This is a genomic window from Stutzerimonas kirkiae, from assembly GCF_004327335.1.
GTDB classification, from domain to species: Bacteria; Pseudomonadota; Gammaproteobacteria; order Pseudomonadales; family Pseudomonadaceae; genus Stutzerimonas; species Stutzerimonas kirkiae.
Genome location: NZ_QJUO01000048.1, coordinates 1 through 22,601, shown reverse-complemented (window position 1 = coordinate 22,601; position 22,601 = coordinate 1). Strand labels below are relative to the sequence as shown.

General features: G+C 63.4%; 19 protein-coding genes, 1 tRNA gene and 1 pseudogene. 14 read left to right on the top strand and 7 right to left on the bottom strand.

What is annotated here, in order from left to right; all coding sequences use genetic code 11:
• The 7 genes and pseudogenes from DNJ95_RS18230 to DNJ95_RS18195 form a co-directional block, all read left to right on the top strand.
• A pseudogene (locus DNJ95_RS18230) lies at positions 1-549 on the top strand (DNA primase); the annotation flags it as partial.
• Positions 550-770: 221 nt separating this feature from the next.
• Positions 771-2,624: an RNA polymerase sigma factor RpoD gene (gene rpoD / locus DNJ95_RS18220; RefSeq protein ID WP_131186140.1), complete on the top strand. Its 1,854-nt coding sequence runs from the start codon at positions 771-773 to the stop codon at positions 2,622-2,624.
• A gap of 129 nt (positions 2,625-2,753) precedes the next feature.
• Positions 2,754-3,254 (top strand): DUF1543 domain-containing protein, encoded by a 501-nt coding sequence (locus tag DNJ95_RS18215; protein ID WP_131186139.1) that lies wholly within the window; start codon positions 2,754-2,756, stop codon positions 3,252-3,254.
• A 57-nt stretch (positions 3,255-3,311) separates the two neighbouring features.
• Positions 3,312-3,388: transfer RNA gene (locus tag DNJ95_RS18210), tRNA-Ile, on the top strand.
• A 127-nt stretch (positions 3,389-3,515) separates the two neighbouring features.
• On the top strand, positions 3,516-4,856 hold the full coding sequence (gene nhaA, locus DNJ95_RS18205) for a Na+/H+ antiporter NhaA (protein ID WP_131186138.1): 1,341 nt from the start codon (positions 3,516-3,518) through the stop codon (positions 4,854-4,856).
• Between the two features lie 1,044 nt (positions 4,857-5,900).
• A complete protein-coding gene (locus DNJ95_RS18200) occupies positions 5,901-6,629 on the top strand; it encodes a Crp/Fnr family transcriptional regulator (protein ID WP_131186137.1) in 729 nt (242 codons plus the stop codon).
• A 198-nt stretch (positions 6,630-6,827) separates the two neighbouring features.
• Positions 6,828-7,559, top strand: coding sequence for a Crp/Fnr family transcriptional regulator (locus DNJ95_RS18195; protein WP_131186136.1), 732 nt, complete (start codon positions 6,828-6,830; stop codon positions 7,557-7,559).
• A 168-nt stretch (positions 7,560-7,727) separates the two neighbouring features.
• Here the strand turns inward: DNJ95_RS18195 and DNJ95_RS18190 are convergent, their stop codons facing one another.
• Positions 7,728-8,048 (bottom strand): BON domain-containing protein, encoded by a 321-nt coding sequence (locus DNJ95_RS18190; protein ID WP_131186135.1) that lies wholly within the window; start codon positions 8,046-8,048, stop codon positions 7,728-7,730.
• Positions 8,049-8,262: 214 nt separating this feature from the next.
• Between DNJ95_RS18190 and DNJ95_RS18185 the strand changes: the two genes are divergently transcribed.
• Positions 8,263-8,892, top strand: coding sequence for a hypothetical protein (locus DNJ95_RS18185; RefSeq protein WP_181953411.1), 630 nt, complete (start codon positions 8,263-8,265; stop codon positions 8,890-8,892).
• Here the strand turns inward: DNJ95_RS18185 and DNJ95_RS18180 are convergent.
• From DNJ95_RS18180 to DNJ95_RS18170, 3 genes are all read right to left on the bottom strand, one after another.
• The gene (locus tag DNJ95_RS18180) at positions 8,887-9,045 is read right to left on the bottom strand and encodes a DUF3309 family protein (RefSeq protein WP_131186134.1); all 159 of its coding nucleotides are present in this window, start codon (positions 9,043-9,045) and stop codon (positions 8,887-8,889) included. The genes DNJ95_RS18185 and DNJ95_RS18180 overlap by 6 nt on opposite strands.
• A 247-nt stretch (positions 9,046-9,292) precedes the next feature.
• A complete protein-coding gene (locus DNJ95_RS18175) occupies positions 9,293-10,129 on the bottom strand; it encodes a BON domain-containing protein (RefSeq protein ID WP_131186133.1) in 837 nt (278 codons plus the stop codon).
• Positions 10,126-10,332, bottom strand: a complete 207-nt coding sequence (locus DNJ95_RS18170; RefSeq protein WP_131186132.1) for a hypothetical protein — start codon at positions 10,330-10,332, stop codon at positions 10,126-10,128. Before DNJ95_RS18170 ends, DNJ95_RS18175 begins: the two co-directional genes overlap by 4 nt.
• Before the next feature lie 574 nt (positions 10,333-10,906).
• On the opposite strand from DNJ95_RS18170, the gene DNJ95_RS18165 reads away from it, so the two are divergent.
• The gene (locus tag DNJ95_RS18165; protein ID WP_131186131.1) at positions 10,907-12,709 is read left to right on the top strand and encodes an SLC13 family permease; all 1,803 of its coding nucleotides are present in this window, start codon (positions 10,907-10,909) and stop codon (positions 12,707-12,709) included.
• 61 nt (positions 12,710-12,770) lie between these two features.
• On the opposite strand, the gene DNJ95_RS18160 is transcribed toward DNJ95_RS18165, so the two are convergent.
• From DNJ95_RS18160 to DNJ95_RS18150, 3 genes are read right to left on the bottom strand one after another with little or no spacing between them, the layout of a single operon-like run.
• Positions 12,771-13,598, bottom strand: coding sequence for a PAS domain-containing protein (locus tag DNJ95_RS18160; RefSeq protein ID WP_131186130.1), 828 nt, complete (start codon positions 13,596-13,598; stop codon positions 12,771-12,773).
• Entirely contained in the window at positions 13,595-14,263 is a 669-nt protein-coding gene (narL, locus tag DNJ95_RS18155) for a two-component system response regulator NarL (protein ID WP_207388773.1), read from the bottom strand. The genes DNJ95_RS18160 and narL overlap by 4 nt, the downstream gene beginning before the upstream one ends.
• A complete protein-coding gene (locus DNJ95_RS18150) occupies positions 14,260-15,351 on the bottom strand; it encodes an ATP-binding protein (protein WP_131186129.1) in 1,092 nt (363 codons plus the stop codon). The genes narL and DNJ95_RS18150 overlap by 4 nt, the downstream gene beginning before the upstream one ends.
• A gap of 287 nt (positions 15,352-15,638) precedes the next feature.
• On the opposite strand from DNJ95_RS18150, the gene DNJ95_RS18145 reads away from it, so the two are divergent.
• The 5 genes from DNJ95_RS18145 to DNJ95_RS18125 all read left to right on the top strand — a co-directional run bounded on the left by DNJ95_RS18145 (position 15,639) and on the right by DNJ95_RS18125 (position 22,535).
• The gene (locus tag DNJ95_RS18145) at positions 15,639-17,009 is read left to right on the top strand and encodes an NAD(P)-binding domain-containing protein (protein ID WP_131186128.1); all 1,371 of its coding nucleotides are present in this window, start codon (positions 15,639-15,641) and stop codon (positions 17,007-17,009) included.
• 149 nt (positions 17,010-17,158) lie between these two features.
• Complete coding sequence (locus tag DNJ95_RS18140; protein ID WP_131186127.1) at positions 17,159-19,504, top strand: trimethylamine N-oxide demethylase; 2,346 nt, start codon at positions 17,159-17,161, stop codon at positions 19,502-19,504.
• 147 nt (positions 19,505-19,651) lie between these two features.
• Positions 19,652-20,665 (top strand): methyl-accepting chemotaxis protein, encoded by a 1,014-nt coding sequence (locus DNJ95_RS19725; protein WP_131186126.1) that lies wholly within the window; start codon positions 19,652-19,654, stop codon positions 20,663-20,665.
• A 270-nt stretch (positions 20,666-20,935) separates the two neighbouring features.
• Entirely contained in the window at positions 20,936-22,300 is a 1,365-nt protein-coding gene (locus DNJ95_RS18130; RefSeq protein WP_131186125.1) for an ammonium transporter, read from the top strand.
• Between the two features lie 55 nt (positions 22,301-22,355).
• Complete coding sequence (locus DNJ95_RS18125; protein ID WP_131186124.1) at positions 22,356-22,535, top strand: hypothetical protein; 180 nt, start codon at positions 22,356-22,358, stop codon at positions 22,533-22,535.
• The last annotated feature ends 66 nt before the right edge of the window (positions 22,536-22,601 follow it).

Genomic DNA, 22,601 nt, shown 5'->3' with positions numbered 1-22,601 from the left:
GCCCCACCGTTCCTCCATGAGGACACCCACTGGCAGGGCGATGCCCCGGCCCGCAAGAGCGACAGGAACAAGGACTGGAAAGCGGAGCGCGGCAAACCCTCCCGTCGCGAAGAGCGTCCGCCCCGCCAGCCACGGACAGCGACCAGCGTCGAACCGCCGACCCTGACCGCCCTGCGCACTCTGCTGCACCATCCGCAACTGGCGCAACGCGTGGAAGACGCCAGCCACTTCGCTGGCGAAGACGACACCTATGCCCAGTTGCTGGTCGCCCTGCTCGGCACATTGCAGAAAAGCCCCAACCTGCGCAGCCTGCAACTGATCGCGCGCTGGCACGGGACCGAACAGGGCCGGCTACTGCGTGCCCTGGCGGAAAAGGAATGGCTGATTTCCAGCGAAAACCTTGAACAACAGTTTTTCGACACCATAACCAGCCTTGCGACCAGACAACGCGAACGCCACCTGGAAAACCTGCTCCGCAAGGCGCGCCAGGGTGAACTTAATACCGAAGAAAAAGATCAACTGCGCAACCTGCTCAATCGCGCCCCATGAGGCCAGGTATCGCTTTTCCGGATCGCCCGGCAGCCGCGAACGGAGCATGACCACACCAGCACAAAGACACACGGATGTCGCACAAACGCGCATTTAGGAACGATTTTCAACACGGGCGGGCCCTTATTCACGAGCCTGCCGAACTGGCGAAGAAGTGCCTGCCTGAGGTATAATCCTCGGCTTGTTTTCAGCCCGCCAGAACCATGAGTGGATAGGGTTATATGTCCGGAAAAGCGCAACAGCAGTCTCGTCTGAAAGAGTTGATCCAGCGTGGTCGCGAGCAGGGCTACCTGACTTACGCGGAGGTCAACGATCACCTGCCGGAGGATATTTCCGACCCGGAACAGGTGGAAGATATCATCCGCATGATCAACGACATGGGGATCAATGTATTCGAGGTCGCCCCGGATGCCGATGCCCTGTTGTTGGCCGAAGCCGACACCGATGAAGCGGCGGCCGAAGAGGCCGCCGCCGCATTGGCCGCCGTCGAGACCGACATCGGTCGTACCACGGACCCAGTGCGCATGTACATGCGCGAAATGGGTACCGTGGAACTGCTGACCCGGGAAGGCGAGATCGAAATCGCCAAACGCATCGAAGAAGGCATCCGCGAAGTCATGGGCGCCATCGCCCACTTCCCGGGGACGGTAAGCGGCATTCTCGCGGACTACGAGCGCGTGACGACCGAAGGCGGTCGCCTGTCCGACATCCTCAGCGGTTACATCGACCCTGACGATGACGGTGCCGCGGGCGCCCCGCCGGAAGCCGACCCCGTCGTACCGGCTGCCGCAGCCAAAGCGGCCGATGACAAGGAAGACGACGAGGAAGACGACTCCGACAGCGAAGAAGAAGAAGGCGATGGCGGGCCCGATCCGGAGATCGCCCGCCAACGCTTCGGTGCAGTCGCCGAGCAACTGGAAAAAGCGCTCAAGGTCCTGAAGAAGCATGGCCGTGGCCATGCCCAGGCCATCGAGGAGCTGCAGGCCCTCGCCATCCTGTTCATGCCGATCAAGCTCGTACCCAAGCAGTACGACGCCCTCGTCGACCGGGTACGCGAAGCGCTCAACCAGGTCCGCGCCCAGGAACGCGCCATCATGCAACTGTGCGTCCGCGATGCACGCATGCCACGCGCCGACTTCCTGCGCCTGTTCCCCGGCAACGAGTCCAATCTGGAATGGACCGCATCCCTGGCCAGCGGCAAGAGCAAATACGCCGAAGCCATCGGTAATCGCCAGGAGGAAATCCGCAACTGCCAGCAGAAGCTGATCGCCCTGGAGCAGGAAAACCAGCTCACCATCGCTGAAATCAAGGACATCAACCGCCGCATGTCCATCGGCGAGGCCAAGGCCCGTCGTGCCAAGAAGGAAATGGTCGAGGCCAACCTGCGCCTGGTCATCTCCATCGCCAAGAAGTACACCAACCGCGGCCTGCAATTCCTCGACCTGATCCAGGAAGGCAACATCGGCCTGATGAAGGCAGTGGACAAGTTCGAATACCGTCGCGGCTACAAGTTCTCGACCTACGCCACCTGGTGGATTCGCCAGGCGATCACCCGCTCCATCGCGGACCAGGCGCGCACCATCCGCATTCCGGTGCACATGATCGAGACGATCAACAAGCTCAACCGCATCTCCCGCCAGATGCTGCAGGAAATGGGCCGCGAGCCGACGCCGGAAGAACTCGGCGAACGCATGGAAATGCCAGAGGACAAGATCCGCAAGGTATTGAAGATCGCCAAGGAACCGATCTCCATGGAAACCCCCATCGGTGACGACGAAGACTCGCACCTGGGTGATTTCATCGAGGACTCGGCCATGCAGTCGCCAATCGACGTTGCCACGGTGGAAAGCCTCAAGGAAGCCACTCGCGAAGTGCTTTCCGGCCTCACCGCCCGCGAAGCCAAGGTCCTGCGCATGCGCTTCGGCATCGACATGAACACCGATCACACCCTGGAAGAGGTCGGCAAGCAATTCGACGTCACCCGTGAGCGGATTCGCCAGATCGAAGCCAAGGCCCTGCGCAAACTGCGCCACCCGACACGAAGCGAGCACCTGCGCTCCTTCCTCGACGAGTGACCCTGGACCCCCGGCCAATGCCGGGGGTTTTTGACCTGCCATCCCTGGCGCCACCCTGTGGACCGTCGCTACGCAACGCAAGAAATTGCCCCGGCAATTTCTTGCCATCCGCGGCAAAGAACCCTAGTGATGAAACAGCTCTTTATCGTCCTGCTCGGCGGCAAGCATCCTCGCGCCAGCATCGAAGTCCACGACATCGTCATCGCCACCGGTGCCTGCCTGGCAGACACCCACGAACAACTTCGCCAGCACTGGTTCGGCAGCCCCCAGGGGCTGCACATAGACGCCTGGATGCAGGTCGATGGAATCGACGGCTACCGCCTGGAGTTCAGCGACAGCCTGCCTGCCGCAGGCGAGCCCAAGTTGTTCCTGATCAACCTGGGTGGTTACCTGCCGGAGGAATTCGGCGAATCCCACCGCTACCTTCCGGTCGTCGCCAGAGATGCCGCAGAAGCCAAGCGACGCGGCAAACAGCAGATACCCCAGCTATGGGCAAAACCCCACACGGACGCCATCATCGATGTCGATGACTGCCTCCCCCTGGACTATGTCAACGGCAGTCACATCCACCTGACTCCGGGCCCGCACCGTCCGATCCATTTCGAAAACGATTACATTCTCCTCGATTAACTCACGAGACGGCTTGGCCTGACTATAACTCACCGTTATAATGCGCGCTTCCACTGAGGGCCTATAGCTCAGTTGGTTAGAGCAGAGGACTCATAATCCTTTGGTCCACGGTTCGAGTCCGTGTGGGCCCACCACCTTCAAAGCCGCATACGGTGACGTGCGTTCGGGTCTATGTTGGTTACCGTACAGACATGTCCATTACGATCCATACACACTTGAAGTTCTGTCCGCAGGACATCGTCGAAGTGTTGCAAGATCTCCATGAATAAACAGCGGCAACCCCATAGAGCGCCTACCCGGCTCCCCAAGGTGCCGGCCGATCGGCTGGCCAGGCCTTTCTCCCGCTTCCTGCATATCGAAGCCGCCGCCGCTGGCGTTCTGCTGCTGTTCACCATTGCTGCCCTGGTCCTTTCGAACTCGCCATGGGCGGAGCCGTTCCTGGCCATCTGGGAAACCCGCAGCGGTTTTCACATCGGTTCGCTGGAGTACATGCGCTCGCTGAAGGGCTGGATCAACGACGGTCTGATGACGTTGTTTTTCTTCCTCGTCGCCCTGGAACTGAAGCGCGAGCTGGTGCTCGGCGAGTTGAACAACCCGCGCATGGCGGCGCTGTCGATTTCGGCGGCCCTCGGCGGCATGGTGGTGCCCGCGCTGCTGTACTGGATGCTGCAACAGGGGCAACCCGGCGAGCATGGCTGGGGCACGGTGATGGCGACCGATACCGCCTTCGTCATCGGCTGCCTGGCGCTGCTGGGCACGCGGATCCCGCAGAGCCTGCGCGTGTTCATGCTTTCACTGGCGATCGTCGATGACATCGGTGCCATTCTCGTCGTGGCCATTGGCTACAGCGAGAATATTTCCTGGAGCATGCTGGCGCTGGCGGCAGGTGGCGTGGCAATCGTCCGCGGCATGTCGTTGGCCGGTATCCGCGGCTTTGCCCTCTACTTTCTGGCTGGCGGGCTGGTCTGGATCGCGGTGGATGCCTCCGGCATACACGCGACGATCACCGGGGTGGTGCTTGGCCTGATGACGCCAGCGCGACGCTGGGTCAGCGACGAGCGTCTGTACGCCATTCTCGACCAGGTCGTCGCGCACCCCAGCGGGGATGAAAGAAGCGGTGACACCAAGGATCGCAAGACTCTACTGGCCGCCGAAACCGCCGCGCGCGAAACGCTGTCCCCGGTGGAGCGGCTGGAGCTTGCCCTGCACCCCTGGGTCGGTTTCGTCATCATGCCGCTGTTCGCTTTCGCCAACGCCGGCCTGCCGTTGAGCATGGACGATATCGGCAATTCGGTGACGCTGGCCGTGTTCATCGGCTTCGCGCTCGGCAAGCCGATCGGCGTGCTGAGCTTCAGTTGGCTGGCGGTGCGTTCAGGTATCGCCATACGCCCGCCAGACCTGGGCTGGCCGCTGGTCATCGGTGGCGGCCTGTTGGCGGGCATCGGCTTCACCATGGCGTTGTTCATCGCCAACCTGGCTTTCTCCGAAAACCTGGTCGACAGCGCGAAACTGGGTATCTTCGCGGCCTCCGTGTTTTCTGCGATAGCTGGCCTGGCGCTGTTGCTGCGGATACCCGGATCGCCCTCCAGCGAGGAGCAGTAGCCCCAAAGCCGGAAAAAAGCGCTGGAGGCTCAAGGCTAGATGGGGAGGAAGGCCCACGAGGCAAGGGCATGCGATGCCAAGCCGATGTCGATGCGGCAGGCATCGTTGACGGATCACTGCGCAACCCTCGGAAACGGGGGGTGCGGTGGTCCTTTTTATCGCCGGCAATCCATGGCGAACTTCTCCGAACCATCGCCGCACGCATCCCCCGGCTCGTCCGCATCACAGGGTACGACAGCGTACAGACCCGCCATCGCCGAGCTGCCATCGTGCCTGCCCCAGCCCTTGGGGTATTGGATATATGCAGAGGTCGTTATGGACAGACTCGCACTCGCTTACCTGCCAGGGTTCGCTATCGCTCTGGGCTTCATCACCCTGTCACTGGCCGTTATCGACCAGGCAAACGCTCCGCATGCACCGATCAATGCGCAGCCTGCTCCAGCGCCCATGGCTGTCGATGAATCGAATCGCGCCGGCCTCTGGATCACTACCGAGCACGAGCCTGGCCACGAAGGCCTTCCGCCCAGGCATCTCAGGTTCTAGGGGCTGTTGACGTTTCGTCGCGACCGCGCCGAAGCCAGTTTTTGCACGAGGCAGGGCGCGAGATGCGAAATTTGCTCAGCGCATCCATGCGCTTCCCCCTTCGGGGCTTACGCTCAAAAACGCTCCTGGCGTTTTTGTGGTGGGCCAAATGGGCCATCGAGTAACGCAGCCTCGTGTAACAACAGGCCCGGCCTTCGGGTCGTGCGAGAAATAGCCTCGCTGTCGTTGCAGGACTTGGCAAGGGAGCGACCATTGCCAGCCTCCTGCGCAAGTTCCAGGGATGGAGTGAATGCCGCAAGCTCGTCGGGAATGGGCGTGGCCTGACCGGGAGGAATTTCTCGCGACAACGCGCGTCTGGCGACGAAACGTCAGCAGACCCTGGTAGCCAGGCAGGGACCTGGCGGGCAAGCCATACCTTATGTTCGATATCTGACAGAGCTACCGGGCTATCGGTGTATTCTGCTACGGCCAGGAGCACTAGCCATAGTCGGGAGGGCTGAGATGTCCGAGAGATATACGCCCCAACAGAACCACTTGCTGGCAGCCTTGCCGGCCGAGGTGCAACAGCGCCTGTTTCCCCACCTGGAGTCGGTGCCGCTACCACTCGGCAAGGTGCTGTACGAGTCGGGCGGGACCATGCGCCACGTCTATTTCCCGACCAATTCGATCGTCTCGTTGATCTATGTGATGGAAAGTGGCGCTTCGGCGGAGATTTCGGTGGTCGGCAATGAAGGGCTGGTCGGCGTGGCCCTGTTCATGGGCGGGGAAAGTACCCCGAGCCGTGCGGTCGTGCAGAGCGGTGGGCATGCCTATCGGCTGCCAGCGCAACACCTCAAGGATGAATTCAACCGCCACGGCGAACTGCTGGTGCTGATGCTCCGCTATACCCAGGCCCTCATCACCCAGATGGCGCAGACGGCTGTCTGCAATCGCCATCATTCGATCGACCAGCAGTTGTGCCGCTGGTTGCTGCTGTCGTTGGATCGCCTGCCCGGCAACCAGTTGATCATGACTCAGGAACTGATCGCCAATATGCTCGGCGTGCGCCGCGAGGGGGTGACCGAGGCGGCCGGGAAGTTGCAGAAGCTCGGCGTCATCGAATACAACCGTGGGCATATCACCGTGCTGGATCGGTGCGGGCTCGAACGGTTGAGTTGCGAATGCTACGCCGTGGTCAGGAAGGAAACCGATCGCCTGCTGCCCTATGCTCCGGTGAACGAGGATAACTGAAGCCTGTCGACAGGCCCCACCTGTAGAGCAGCCTGCTCCCGAGGTACAGGCTCTGCCGACGTTTCGTCGCAAGCCCGCGATGCTGCGTGCTGTAACGAACAGATCATTCCCGGCGGGGGCATCACACTGCGCAGACGAGACCGAGCGGCACCTTTCTCGCGCCAGGTACTGGCTTGCTCCGTGCCCTGGACCCCGTGAATGTCAAGCACAGCCCCGGCACCCATCGTCAACCTCCTGCTCGCCCGTTTGCCGCATACCGAACGCAAGCGAATCCTGCAGCACTGCGAGCCGGTGCAGATGCTGTTCGGCAGTGTTCTCTGTGAAGCCGACCAGCCCTTGCGCTCCCTGTACTTTCCGCTTACCGGCTTCATCTCGCTGGTCACCACGCTGGAGGGGCACCAGCCGCTGGAGCTGGGGCTGATCGGCAACGAGGGCATGCTCGGTGCAACCCTGGCGCTTGATATCGCCAGCGCTCCCACCCACGCGGTGGTGCAGGGTACGGGGAGCGCACTGCGGATCAGTGCCCGGCGATTGCGCCAGGCACTGCCCGACTGCCCTCGCCTGCTGCGCGCCCTCAAGCGCTACCTCTACGTGCTGATGGTGCAACTGGCGCAGAATGCCGCCTGCAGCCATTTCCATGAGCTCGAGCCGCGCCTCGCGCGCTGGCTGCTGATGACCCATGACCGCGCCCATGCAGACAACCTCCATCTCACCCATGAATTCCTCGCCGATATGCTCGGCGTACGCCGCAGCGGCGTGACCATCGCCGCGGGTACGCTGCAGCAGCGGCGCCTGATCCGCTACAGCCGCGGCGAAATCACCATCCTCGACCGCCAGGGGCTGAAGGCGGTGGCCTGTGAATGCTACGACGCCCTGATAGAGGATTACGCCAGGCTGTTCCCGGTGCACGGCAACCCACTGGCCCACTGATGCGCCCGCCGCACAGTGGCGAATGTGCGGGCGAAGCACCACTGTGGATCGCGGCGGCCTCTCGCAGGCTGCGTGGCGCGTACCTGAACGATCGACGCCGCCAGCCCCGGTGCGCACGGCGGCCCCTACAGCCGAGCACGCACCGGCAGCAGGATGGCCGGCGAAGAACTACAGGGCCGGCTTGTGGATCAGGTCGTTCTTCACCTTGCGCACACCCGCGACGCCCCGGGTGACCTGCAGTGCCTTGTCGATCTGCCACTGGGAATCGACGAAGCCGGTCAGTTGCACCGTGCCATTGAAGGTCTTGACCTTGATATCGAACGAGTTGAGGTCATCTTCCAGCAACAGTGCGGACTTGACCTTGGTGGTGATGGCAAGGTCGGAGACGACTTCGCTGCTACTCTGCTGATGTCCGGGATGTGAGCACCCGCTAATGACGAGGCTGCTGCCGGCGAACAGCGCGGCGAGGAACAATGTTTTCAGGTCCATGGTGATGCCCTTCATATGGATTTTGCGCGGGTTCGCGCATTGCCAGCTTGATCGCGAAAGGAATACCGGTCTGTACGCCTGCGCACATATCCGCCGGGGAGGTCCAGCCGGAGTAACCGCCGCGCTCCGTACGAGGCCGCACAGACGCCGCACAGGAGGTGCTGCCAGGCTTACGCCTTACCGCTCTGATGCGGCCCCTGTCCAGGAGAATTCCATGAACGGCTATCGCCACAACGTCTCGGGCTTCTTCGCCAAACGGGAACCTGCCGAGAACACCTTGTCCCACCTCATCAGGCGCGGCCTGCGGCTGGAACAGTTGTGCATAGTCGCAGTGGGCACCGAGGCGTCGTTCGCAACGCACCCTCAGGCGGAAAGCAACGGGGTACTCAAGGACATACTGGTCAATGCCGCGATCGGCGCGATCGGCGGCGCCGTGCTCGGCGCGCTGGTGCAGGGCGGCCTGGTCCTGGCGAATGAGCAACTGTCCGCTGCCAGCCCGTTGCTCGCCCCCTTCATGCTGATGGGCGCGGGGGCATTCCTCGGTGCATTCCTGGGTTCGGTGATCGGCGCCACGGCCGGAGTCGGCCAGCACCAGGGGCGGTTTCCCGTGATGGTCCTGGATGGCATCACCCACCGCGATATCGTCCTGGTCGCGGAAACCCACAGCGAACAGGAGACAGCCATCGCCCAGGAGGTCATTGCGGCCTTCAGCTATGGACTCAAGGACACCAACATGGCCGTACTGGCCGACTCACGGCTCACCACCACTGATGCGCGCGGCACAGACGTCAGGCTCCCGGCCCCCGACGCGCTCGCCCAGGGCCGGGGCCGGATACCCTCATAGCTTCCCGAGCGCCACCAGTATCAGCAGGACGATCAGCACCAGGCCCAGGCCGCCACTGGGCAAATAGCCCCAGCTACGGCTATGCGGCCAGGCGGGAATGGCTCCGATCAGCAACAGGATCAGCACTATCAACAATATTGTGCCCAGGGTCATGGGGTTCTCCTCAGTGTCCGCTCGCCGGCTCGCGCATACGCAAGACCGTGCACGAACTCATGCGATATGAATGGATGGGTCTGGCAGGCGTTGAATCCGTACTCGAGGCTCTACCTGCCAGCAGAATGACCTCGATCGCAGCGCTCATCTGTACGGCATCGCACACTGCGCCGCGAGGGCTCAGGTGCGCGGCGCATCCTGCGCAGTGCCGCGTTATCCCGCGCGGCTCTCGATCATTGGCGCGGCACTAGAACGTCAGTTCCTTCGCCTGGACACTCTTCACGCCACGCACGTTCTGCGCCAGCTCGATGGCCAGGGCCTGTTCGCTGCCATTGCCGACCTTGCCGCGCAGGGTGACGATGCCCTTGCTGGTGTTGACCTCGATGTCCGAACCACTGACGTTGCTGGAGTAAAGCAGCGTGGATTTCACCTTGGTGGTGATCCAGCTGTCGGCGATTTCCGTGCCGGCCTGCTTGTCAGTGCCCTTGCCATTGGCGGCGCCCGTGGTTTTCTTCGCGTCGACCTCGAGCTGATTGTTCACCGTCGAAACCCCGCGGGTATTGGCCGCCAGTCGCCCGGCGAAATCCCTGTCCGCCGCACTTGCGACCGTGCCACTGAGCGTCACCCGGCCGGCCTTGGTCTCGACCTTGCTGGACATGCCATCGGCATTCTTGCTCCACAGCAGTTTCGACTTGATGGCGGCGGTAATGCTGGCATCTTCGATGGTATTGACGAAGGTACTGTTCGCCGAAGCTTGCGCGGGAACGTAATCGGGCTGGATCACGATCGTATTATCGACCTCGGTGATGCCATCGACCCCCATGGCAATCTCCCGGGCCAGCTCCTTGCTCACGTCTTCCTCGACCGTACCGGCCAGGGTGGCCTTGCCATTCGCCACCGACACCGTGAGATCGTTGGCATGCAGATAGGGACTCAAGCTGTAGGCCGTCCAGATCTGGCTTTCCTGGCGCGCATCCGTGACCTCTCCGGCCATGGCTCCGGTAGTCATCATGGCGATCGCCAGGGCAATACCGGAGGCGAGCAGCAATTTGCAGGGACGGCTACCGGGGCTGGAGATGTTCATGATTTCTTCGACTCCTGACTCACGCCCCGGCCATCGCCCCCGACTGAGCGCAGTGGCTCTTTGGCGACATCCTTGCGCACCTCCCGCGACTGCGGGTCAATGCTGGAGGCGGGTTGTGCACGGCCATTCGAATCCGTCTTGCGGGAGTCGGCAGCAGCCTTTTCCGGGCTCTTGGCAGTGGGGCGATCATTGGGCTTGTTCATACTGACCTCTGGAAACACTCCGGACCTCGCGAAATTGCCAGGTTCCGGCCAGAAGACGGTGACAGCCCATGCCCGTGGCGTCGGTGCGCTATCGCGCTTAAGCACCTGCCGAAGGCAAGCGGTTCCATGGTTCGGGATAAGACTGGGGGAGCGGGACGACTGCCTCAGAATCCACTCACGATCCGCTGCGCGCCGGCCCTGCCGCGTTAAAAACAGGCTCGGCAAGCCGCTTGTGGCTAATGCCCTTCAGTACCCCCCCGCAGGGTCGAGCGAAGCGAGTGGCGAGTCATGCCCATTAGCCCTTGTAAACCCCGCTTGACTCGCTGCGCGCCCCGTCGGGCCGACCTCCGGAGGTCACTCCCGTTGGTCGTTGCGCCTTGCCGGTGCTGGCTCGCGAGGGCCTGGCCAGGCTCTCATGTCCCGCCACCGGCAAATAACCACAAGACATATGAACCTTATAAAACGATCTTAGACGCACCGGGGCAAATGCCATTATCGTGCGCGCCTTGCGCGGCAGCCGGGTTCCGGAATGCCGATACCTCACACGAGATTCGCGCGCTGCTAAGGACACCCAATGCCGTTCGGCGATGACCTGCCGTTGATTTTCGTCGCCTGCCTGATGGGCTGGGTACTGTTCGCTTTCGTCCGCGAGAAGTGGACACCGGACCTGGTCGCGGGCATCGCCGTGGCAGCCCTGCTGGTCAGCCAGTTGCTCACGCCCCACGAAGTCCTCAGCGTCCTGTCCAACCCGGCCCCGGCCACTATCGCCTGTATGTTCGTACTGTCGGCGGCGCTGGAGCGCACCGGCTGCATCGACACCCTGGCCACCTGGCTCGGCGGCGTCGTCGGCAGCAATCCGACCCGGGTACTGATCGGCCTGACGGTGACCACCCTGGCCATCTCGCCCTTTCTCAACAACACCCCGGTGGTCATCATCCTAACCCCGGTGGCCATCGCCCTCGCCCGCCGCGCCGGCATGGCCTCGTCCAAGGTGCTGATCCCGCTGTCCTATATCACCATTCTCGGCGGCACCATGACCATGGTCGGCACCTCGACCAACATCCTGGTCGACGGCGTGGCGCGCAAGGCCGGCATGGAACCGTTCGGCATGTTCGAGATCACCCTGCCCGGCATGGCCTTCGCCGCCGTGGGCGTGATCTACCTGCTGACCATCGGCCAGCGCCTGCTGCCCGACCGCGAGAGCCTGTCGCAGAAGCTGCGCCCGAACCTGGAACGCAACTTCATGAGCGAACTGCTGGTGCCGCACGATTCGCCGATGATCGGCCTGAGCCTCGCCGAGGCACGCCTGAACGGCGACAGTGGGTTGCAGGTGCTGAAGTTGGTGCGCGACCAGGAAAGCGTCAATGCGCCCTCGCGGGATACCCGCCTGCAAAGCGGCGACCTGCTGCTGTTGCATGGTCAGGTCAGGGATGTGGTGGAACTGCGCGCCGGCGGCAAGCTGGCGTTCAATCGCGGCGAGGATTTCGAGACCATCAGCAACAAGGACACCCTGCTGGTGGAAGCCATCGTCGGGCGCAACTCGCGCTATATCCACCGCCCCATGCGCGACCTCGACCTGCAGGCACGCTACGGCATCATGGTGTTGGCCGTGCACCGCCAGGACGAGAACGTGCAAGGCAACCTGGACGACTTCCAGTTGCAGTTCGGCGATGTATTGCTGGTGGAAGGCACGCCAGGGCAGATCAAGCGCTTCGCCGACAACGGCGACCTGATCAGCCTCAATACCGTGCAGGAGCGCGCCTACCGCCGCGAGAAAGCGCCGATCGCCCTGCTCGCCCTGGCCTCGGTGATGCTCCTGGCGGCGTTCGGCGTGATGCCCATCGAGGGGCTGGCGATCATCGCCGCCGGGGTGGTGGTGGCCAGCGGCTGCCTGGATATGGAGGACGCCTACAAGGCTATCGACTGGAGGATCCTCAGCCTGATCTTCGGCATGCTGGCCATCAGCATCGCCATGGAAAAGGTCGGCCTGGTGAGCATCATCGTCACCTACCTGATGGCCCAGGTACCCTGGGCCGGGCCGTTGTTCATCCTGTCGGCGCTCTACCTGTTCACGTCAGTCATCACCGAGGTGCTGTCGAACAATGCCGTTGGCGTATTGATGACCCCCATCGCCATCGGCATCGCCGCCCACCTGGGCATCGACCCGCGAGCCTTCGTCGCCGCCGTGATGTTCGCCGCCAGCGCCAGCTTCGCCACCCCCATCGGCTACCAGACCAACACCTTCGTCTACAACGCCGGCGGCTACCGTTTCAGCGACTTCATGCGCGTCGGCATCCCCCTCAATATTCTGATGTGGCTGGTGGCCATTGTGGTGATCCCTCTGGCCTGGCCGCTGGTTCCGCTCGCCGCCAGTTGAACCGTGTCCAGGTAGCGGGCATGAGCCCGACTCCCCGGGCCCGGGGAGTCGGCGGTACTGGCTATGAAAGCTTCGCGGGTGCCGCCGCCCCTACACCATATAGTTCGACCATTGCCTCCTTTGCCCCGGCATTGGCCGGAGCGTCCATCACCACACCCTCCAGCCCCAGCACTTCGCCCAGGTCGGAGTAGATACCGCAGCCACGCTCGCTGACCTGCTTCTCGCTGCCGTCGGCACACACCAGGCGGTAGTCGAAGGCGAACGGGCGCCTGCCGCGCAAGCCATCCTGCACCGTGCGCCAGACGCGCTCGCGATCCTGTGGATGGATAAGGCTGTTGAAGTTCAATCTATGGCTGTCGATCAGTTGCTCGGGGGTGTAGCCGGTCAGCTCGCGGCAACCGGCGCTGACGTACTCCATGCTCCAGTGACGGTTGTTACGGCAACGGTAGACCATCATCGGCAAGCCATCGAGCAGGTTGCTCAGGCTGCGATGGTGGGCCTGCAACTGCTGGCGTTGCGGCACCTGGGGGCTGATGTCGAGCAGGCTCGCGACCAGGCCGGAGGCGCGCCGCCCCAGGCGCAGTTCCACCCAGCGCAGTTCACCGCAACTGCTCAGGCAGCGCAGGCTACCGCTCCATTGTGGCTGGCCGTCGCGCAGGGCCTGCAACCCCCGCAGCCAGAGTGGCCGGTCCTCGATATGGAGAAACTCGCCAAGCTCGCGGCGCAGGCATTCGTCGGCGCGATAACCACTCAGTTCCCGCCAGCCGCGGTTGGCGCGCCGTATCCAGCCACCGGCATCGAGAAACAACAGCGCCAGCGGCAGGTCGTCGAAATCCTCGTCCGCGGGTTGCAGCGAGAACAGCCTGCGGCAGGCCTGGATCAGTTTCATTGCGTCTCTCCAGGGGGGCCGTCGGAACGCCCGCTGCGATGCGCCCAGGCAGCCAGCTCCAGGCGCGAGCGCAGGTTGAGCTTGCTCAGCAGGTGCTTGACGTAGATTTTCACCGTGCCCTCGCTGATGCCCAACTGGCGGGCGATCAGCTTGTTGCTGAAACCCTCGGCGATCAGCGCCAGGGTTTGCCGCTCGCGCTCGGTGAGTTCGACATGGGCGACCTCGCTGGCGACCTCACGCTCGCGCAGGCTGTTGGCGAGCAGCGCGGTCAGGGTCGGGTCGAGCAGGTGCTGCCCGCTGGCGCAGGCGCATACCGCCGCCAGCAGGCTTTCCGGCTCGCTGTCCTTGAGCAGGTAGCCATCGGCGCCGGCGCGCAGGGCCGCGAGCAGGTCATCACGGGCCGCGGAGGCGGTCAGCACCATGACCCGGCACTGCGGCTGGCTGCGCTTGAGCGCATCGAGGGTGGCCAGGCCGTCGAGCCCGGGCATGTGCAGGTCGAGCAGGATCATGTCCGGTTGCAGTCGCCGCGCCAGTTCGATGCCCTCGCCGCCGCTGGAAACACTGCCGACCACGCGGAACTGGCCACTGGCCTCGAACAGTTCGACCAGCCCGCGGCGCAGCAGCGGGTGGTCGTCGATCAGTAGCAGTCGCAACGGCCCGCTCACGGGCGGCCCCAGCGCAAACGCACGCAAGTGCCACCACTGGCAGCGGGGCCTATGGTCAATTCGGCGCCGATCGCGGCGGCGCGCTCCTGCATGATGCGCAGGCCGAAGTGGCCGGTCGGCGGCAGTTGCGCTGGCAGGCCGACACCGTCGTCACGCACCTCGACCTCCACGCCGTCGCCGACCGGCAACAGGCTGATCCACACCTGGCGGGCGTGGGAATGGCGTACCACGTTGGCCAGCGCCTCACGGACGATCTGCAGTACCTGCAATTCGCCGTCCGCCGGCAACTGGTTGGCCGGCAGGCGATTGTCGAGGCTGAAGACACAGCGGCTGCAGCGCGAAAACTCCTCCACCGAGGCCTCCAGCGCCTGGCGCAGGCTACGGCCATCCATGGTCAGGCGCGCGCTGCTGATCAACTCGCGCACCTGCCGATGCAGGACCTGCAGGGTGTTGCGCAAGTCATCGAGCATCGCCCCGGCTTCCTGGCGCTGCCGCGGATCGTCGAGCACCGCCTGCAGGCGGCAACTGCGGATCTGCAGGTAGCCGAGCTGTTGCGCCACCGAATCATGCAGCTCGCGCGCCAGCACCCCGCGTTCGGCGTCCAGCTCGCGACGCCGCGAGCGACGCTCCTCGGCGAAGGCATGCAAGACCTCGCCAAGCTGGCGGGTGATATCGCGCAAGGCCGCATGCTGGCTGGAGTCGGGCTGGCGCGCGAAGTCCGCCAGCAGCAGCGCCGGGCGGCCCTCCTCCACCTGCAGCCCGCCAACGGCACGGAAACGGCCCTGCGCCAGGCAGCCACGGCACAGTTGCACCGCCCCCGGCATCGGCGACTCGCCACCAGGCCTCAGGCAACCGCACTCGATGCCCGGCCCCAGCCGACGCCAACCCACGGTATTCGCTTGCGGCAGCAGCAGGGTCACCGCTTCGGCCCCCAGTGTCTCCCGCAGCAATGGCAGCAGCTCCAGCAGCGGCGTATCGCTACCGGCCTGTTGCAACAGGCGCAGCGGCAATTCCAGCAACCGCTGGCTGCACGAAGGAAGCGTACGGCGGCGCTCGAACAGAAAGGTGCGCAGCAGCAATTGATACATCCGCCCTCCGTCCAGCCGGTTTGATTCGCTTGCTGCAGACAGCAAGTTCCATGCCCTTTCGGCGCAGCCCTGGAAAACACCGGAAAGAAAGATTTTTTATCATCAGGAAACAGGAAAAGCGCACCAAGCCAAGGCTTCCCCTGCCTCCTCCCGGAGCATCGCCACCCCTGCTACCCCCAAGGGAGTATTCCTTCAGTCCGAATTGCAGTGTCGTGGCCGATCCGCAATGGTAATTCCCACAAGGAAATTTTAATTCCCATAAGTAACCGCACAGTGAGGAGAACAACATGACCACACGCATTGCCATCATCGGTGCCGGCCCCTGCGGCCTGGCCCAGCTACGCGCCTTCCAGTCCGCCGCCGCCCAAGGCGCGGAAATTCCCGAGCTGGTCTGCTACGAGAAACAGAGCGACTGGGGCGGCATGTGGAACTACACTTGGCGCACCGGCCTGGACGAACACGGCGAGCCGGTACACGGCAGCATGTACCGCTACCTCTGGTCCAACGGACCGAAGGAATGCCTGGAGTTCGCCGACTACACCTTCGACGAGCATTTCGGCCGGCCGATGGGCTCCTACCCGCCGCGCGAGGTACTCTGGGACTACATCAAAGGGCGCGTGGAAAAAGCCGGGGTGCGCAAGTACATCCAGTTCAACACCGCTGTACGCAACGTGACTTATGACGAGGCCATCGGCAAGTTCAACGTCACCGTGCACAGTTACGACCGTGACCTGACCAGCACCGAGCAGTTCGACTACGTGGTGGTCGCCAGCGGCCACTTCTCCACGCCCAACGTGCCTTACTTCGAAGGCTTCGAGCGTTTCGCCGGGCGCGTCCTGCATGCCCACGACTTCCGCGACGCACTGGAATTCAAGGGCAAGGACGTACTGGTGGTCGGCGCCAGCTATTCCGCCGAGGACATCGGCTCGCAGTGCTACAAATACGGTGCCCGCTCGATCACCAGTTGCTACCGCAACGAGCCGATGGGCTACAAGTGGCCGGAAAACTGGGAAGAAAAACCCCTGCTGCAAAGTGTCTCCGGCAACACCGCGTATTTCGCCGACGGCAGCAGCAAGCATGTCGACGCCATCATCCTGTGCACGGGCTACAAGCACCACTTCCCGTTCCTGATCGAAGAACTGCGCCTCAAGACCGACAACCGCCTGTGGCCGCTGAACCTCTACAAGGGCATCTTCTGGGAAGACAACCCGAAACTGATCTACCTCGGCATGCAGGACCAGTGGTACAGCTTCAACATGTTCGACGCCCAGGCCTGGTATGCCCGCGACGTGATCCTCGGGCGTATCGCCCTGCCGGACGATGCGCATATGCACGCAGAAGACCTGGCATGGCGGCAGGAAGAGGAAACCCTGGAAAACGCCCAGCAGATGTTCGAATTCCAGGGTGAATACATCCGCCAGTTGATCGAAGCCACCGATTACCCGAGCTTCAATATCTCCGAGGTGAACCGTACCTTCCTCGAATGGAAGCACGACAAGTACGAAGACATCATGGGCTACCGCAACAAGTGCCACCGCTCGCTGATGACCGGCACCCTGGCCACCCCGCACCACACCAATTGGCTGGAGGCGCTGGATGATTCGCTGGAGGCCTACCTTGCCGAAACGCCGCAGGCCGGCATCAAGGCGGTGGGATGAGCAGGGGCAAGCCATAGGCCCGAGGCTGGAGGCTGGAGGCTGGAGGCTGGAAGACATTTGTCCGCATGGCGTACAGAAATCCCACTTCCAGCTTCCAGTCGCGCCTCCCCGAAAGCCACTATCGCGAACAACTAGAAAAGGAACCTTGCATGCGCACACCCGTGATTTCACGGCCCAGGGAGCCGGCGCTGTTCGCCCGCGCGCCTGGGCTGGAGCACCATCGCGTCGCCCCAGGCGGCTTGACCGTGGTGGCGCTGGAGCCCGATGACCGGCTGGAGGTGGTCGATGTCGAAGGCGATCAGCCCGCCGAGCTACTGGCTTTCGCCGCGGATGGCCGCGAAGCGCTGGCCGCCCTCGACCTGCTGGGCCAGGCCGGGGCCGACTTCATCGCCCGGCTGCTGGCCAGCAATGACGAAGAGGCACGCCATGTACGCCTCGGGCTGGGCAAGCGCGGCATCGACTGCGGGCACCTGCCGGAGGCCGCCCGCCTGTGGTCGGCCATCACGCCCGCCGGCTTCAGCCGCAGCCTGACGGCCCAGGCCGCGCTACTGGTGGTGGTCGCCGCCCCCGGTAGCCGCACACCCGTGGACAGCCAGTTGCGCGCCAGCGAACTGCGCCTGTCGATCCATCGCGCCAATCCCGGCAGCCTGCTGCTGCCGACCCTGCCGGCAGCGCTCGGCGAAGTGATCGACGAGTTCACCATCCATCCGGGCAGCGCGCGCGACTACAGCGTCGCCGCCGGCCAATATATCCAGGTGATCGACGTTGCCGGACGGCAATGCTCGGACTTCGTCGCCTTCGATCGCCGTGGCCTGGACAGCGGGCGCGAGATCGACCTCGACCCCACCGTCACCCGCACCCTGAACGGCAACGCCTACCCCGGCCCCGGTCTGTTCAGCAAATTCTTCGACCGCGATATGCAGCCGATGCTGGAAGTGGTACGCGACACCGTCGGCCGCCACGACACCTTCGCCCTCGCCTGCACCGCGCGCTACTACGAATCGCAAGGCTATTTCGGCCATGCCAATTGCAGCGACAACATCAGCCGCGCCCTGGAGAAATACGGCGTGCGCGGTCGCCCGGGCTGGCCAGCGATCAACTTCTTCTTCAACACCGGTATCGACGCGCACCAGCAACTGACCCTCGACGAGCCTTGGTCGCGCCCCGGCGACTACGTGCTGCTGCGCGCCATGACCGACCTGGTGTGCGCCAGCAGTTCCTGCCCGGACGATATCGACCCGGCCAACGGCTGGCAGCCCACCGACATCCATATCCGCGTGTATTCCGAAAAGGAGCGCTTCAGTCTCGCCATGGCCACTCGAAAAACCCCCGATGCCGACCCGGTGCTGACCCGCGAAAGCGGCTTCCACGCCGGCACCTCCGCCCTCACCCGCCACTTCATCGACTACCGTGGCTGGTGGACCCCGAGCCATTTCGATGGCTATGGCACCCTCGCGGAATACTATGGCTGCCGTGAACGGGTGGCGGCGATGGATCTCACCGCACTGCGCAAATTCGAGGTCATCGGCCCCGACGCCGAAGCCCTGCTCAACTACTGCCTGACCCGCGACGTGCGCAAGCTGGCGGTCGGCCAGGTGGTCTATAGCGCCATGTGCTACGAGCATGGCGGCATGCTCGACGATGGCACCCTGCTGCGCCTCGGGCCGGACACCTTCCGCTGGATCTGCGGCGAAGACTACGCCGGCATCTGGCTACGCGAACAGGCGGCGAAACTGGGCATGAAGGTGTGGATCAAGTCGGCATCCGAGCAGATGCACAATATCGCCGTACAGGGACCGAAAAGCCGTGAACTGCTGGCGCAGATGATCTGGACGCCCGGCACCCAGCCGGCCCTCACCGAGCTGGGCTGGTTCCGCTTCCTGGTCGGCCGCCTGGACGATTACAACGGTTGCCCGCTGATGGTTTCCCGCACGGGCTACACCGGCGAACTGGGCTACGAAATCTGGTGCCATCCGGATGACGCGATGAAAGTCTGGCAACGCCTGTGGCAACTGGGCGAGCCGCTTGGCCTGGTGCCGCTCGGCCTGCACGCCCTGGACATGCTGCGCATCGAGGCCGGGCTGATCTTCGCCGGCTACGAATTCAGCGACCAGACCGACCCGTTCGAGGCCGGCATCGGCTTCTGCGTGCCGCTGAAGAGCAAGCAGGACGACTTCATTGGCCGCGAGGCACTGCTGCGGCGCAAGGAACACCCGATGCAGCGGCTGGTCGGCCTGGAGCTGGAAGGCAACGAACCGGCCGCCCATGGCGACTGCGTGCACGTCGGCCGCGCCCAGGTCGGGGTGATCACCAGCGCCACCCACTCGCCGCTGCTGGGCAAGAACATCGCCCTGTGCCGGCTGGATGTCGGCTACTGCGAAGCGGGCACACGGGTCGAGATCGGCAAGCTGGACGGCCAGCAGAAACGCATCGGCGCGACCGTGGCCAGCGGCACCGTGGCCTACGATCCGGACAAGAGCAGGGTCAGGGCCTGAGAGCAGACAGAAGCGCTGGAGGCCATAGGCTGGACGAAAAACACACGACGCTCCTTCGTCCAGCCTATGGCGCTCTTCCCCGTCTTCCAGGTTTCTGGAAAGAGAATTGCTAGACAACCCGCACCTCCATCTGCGGAGAACCTCGCCATGTGGTTCGGCAACGCTTCACGCAACCTCTCGAATGAACTCGTCCAATGGTGCCGGCAACTGCTCGCCGGGCAGCCAGCGGAACCCCGGCGCCTGCCCGGTCTGCAACAGCACCCGCAATTGCTCGGCGAACTCGAGCAGCTACTGCAGCACTGGCAACAGCAACAGCACTTTCGCCGCGAAACCGAGGCCACCCCGCCGCCGCCCTGCAGCGCCGAGGAATACGCCAGCCTGCGCCAGCGCCTGGACGGCAGCGATAATCGCTACCAGCAGTTGCAACACGAACTGTTCGACAATCAGCGACAACTGGCCGACCTGCAGGCGCAACAGCAGCACTGGCACACGGAACGGCAGGTCTGGGAACTGACCAAGCGCACCCTGACCGAAGGCTGCTGGGACATGAACGTGATCGACGGCGATCCCGACCACCCGCAGAACCTGATCCGCTGGTCGGACCAGTTCCGCGCATTGATCGACTACAACCGCGAAGAATTCCCCGATGGCTGGGACAGCTTCTTCGCCGTGGTCAACCCGGACGATGTGAAGAACGTCATGCAGGTCTTCGGCGCCGCGATGAGCGATGCCAGCGGCGATGGTTCCTATGCCGTGGAATACCGCATGCGTCACAAGACCCGCGGCGAAATCTGGTTCCGCGAACGCGGCCGCTGCCTGCACGACGAGCGGGGCGTGCTGATACACGTCACCGGCGCGGTGCGCGATATCAGCGACGAGAAGGCAGCCGCCGAAATGCACCTGCGCGAACAGGCCAGTATCCAGTCCACCTATGGGCAGATCGCCCAGGTTGCCGGGGTGATCAAGTCCATCGCCGAACAGACCAACCTGCTGGCCCTGAATGCCGCCATCGAGGCCGCCCGCGCCGGTGAGCAGGGCCGTGGTTTCGCGGTGGTCGCCGATGAAGTGCGCAACCTGGCGCGGCGCACCCAGGAATCGGTGCAGCAGATCCAGTCCATGTTGCAGCATGACCCAAATTCAGGCGTGAAAAAGCGCGATTGAGCAGAATCAGGGCATTTTTCCCGGTGTTTGCCAGCCCCACTGCAGCACCCACGTCTGATGGCCATGCGCAATCACACGAATGCCCTGCGCAACACATGGATTTCAATAGAAGGGAAGCGCCAATACAGCCGGAAAAGGCATTCTGGCACAGGCTTTGCTTTTCTTAATGGGAATTTTTTATGAGCGAAAATAAATAAAAAATGCTCACGAAGAACGTTCGATTCGATCTGCCGATGACCCATTCCAGCTAACCGCACCGAGGATTCAGCGATGGAAGACCAGCAAACACCGACACTTGAAGAACTGCAGGCTCTAATAGAAATGACCAACACCCTGAACATGGAAATGTTCTATTGGTGGTGTACGGCCTTGATGATTCTGATCCACGCCGGCTTTCTCTCCTACGAGATCGGCGCATCACGCTTGAAGAACGCCCTGGCCGCCGGGGTGAAGAACATTCTCGCCTTCGGCTTTATCGTACCGGTGGTATTCCTGATCGGCTGGGCCGTCTACAACGCCTTCCCGGATGGCCTGGTGCCGCGCATGGACGCCCTGATGGGCGCGATGCCATGGAGCCAGTCGATGGGTCCGAACATCGAGGACAACGCCACCGGTATCTTCTGGGGCGCCTTCGCACTGTTCGCCGCGACCACCGGTTCGATCCTCTCCGGGGCGATCATCGAACGGGCGCGGATCAGTGCATTCCTGATCCTCACCATGGTCCTCGGTGGCGTGCTCTGGCTGCTCGCCGCGGCCTGGGGCTGGCACCCGGAAGGCTGGCTGACCGTCAAGTGGGGCTACCATGATGTCGGCGCCGCTGGCGTGGTGCACATGATCTCCGGCTTCTTCGCCCTGGCCGTGGTGATCAACCTCGGTGCGCGCATCGGCCGCTTCAACCCGGATGGCTCGGTCAACCCGATCGTCGGCCACAGCATGCCGATGAGCGTGGTCGGCCTGATGCTGATCATCGTCGGCTTCTTCGGCTTCCTCGGCGGCTGCATCATCTACAACTCCGGCGCCCAGTGGATCAACATCTACGGCCAGCCGACCAACCTCTCGGCCTTCTCCTTCAATACCCTGATGGGTTTCGCTGGCGGTCTGATCGGCGCCTACCTGACCACCCGCGAACCCTACTGGATGATGTCCGGCGGCCTGGTCGGCATCATCTCGGTGGCACCCGGCCTTGACCTCTACCACCCCGGCCTGGCCTACCTGATCGCCATGGGCGTCTCCGCCGCCGCGCCGCTGGTCAACAACCTGCTGCTCAAGTTCCGCCTGGATGACGCAGTGGGCGCCTTTGCCGTGCACGGCTTCAGCGGCTTCGCCGGGCTGGTGATCAGCGGCATCTTCCTCGCCGGCTATCCGAACATGAACGGCCTGCCGGAAATCAGCTTCCTCGGCCAACTGGGCGGCGCCCTGGTGATGGCGGCCCTGGGTTTCATCCCCGGCTACCTGATCTCCTATGCACTGAAGAAGTTCGACCTGCTGCGGGTGCCCAAGCACGCGGAAGAACGCGGTCTGGACCTCACCGAGGTTCCGGCCCAGGCCTACCCGGAGTGGGACGCCATGCACGGCAACGCCCCGGTCGCCCGCTTCGAAAGCACCACCCTGATCGTCGAAAACAAACCGGCCTGATGGCCTACCGGTGCGCCGCCCCACGGCGGCGCGCCACATCAACGGGAGTATCCGCATGAGCATCAGCACCTACGAAGGCGCCAGCGCCGTCTTCACCTTCGCCGACCAACCGGCCGTGCTCGGCCTGATCACCGTACTGGTGATCGCCGTTACCTTCTTCGCCCTGATCGCCACCTTCGTCCACGAGAAGCACAGCTACTCTCTCCCCGACGAAGAATTGCAAAAACTCAAATAGACGCAAACAGACGGCAAAGGCCGGTGCCGCGCGACGGCGGCGCTGCCCGAACACCGTAGCCCACCC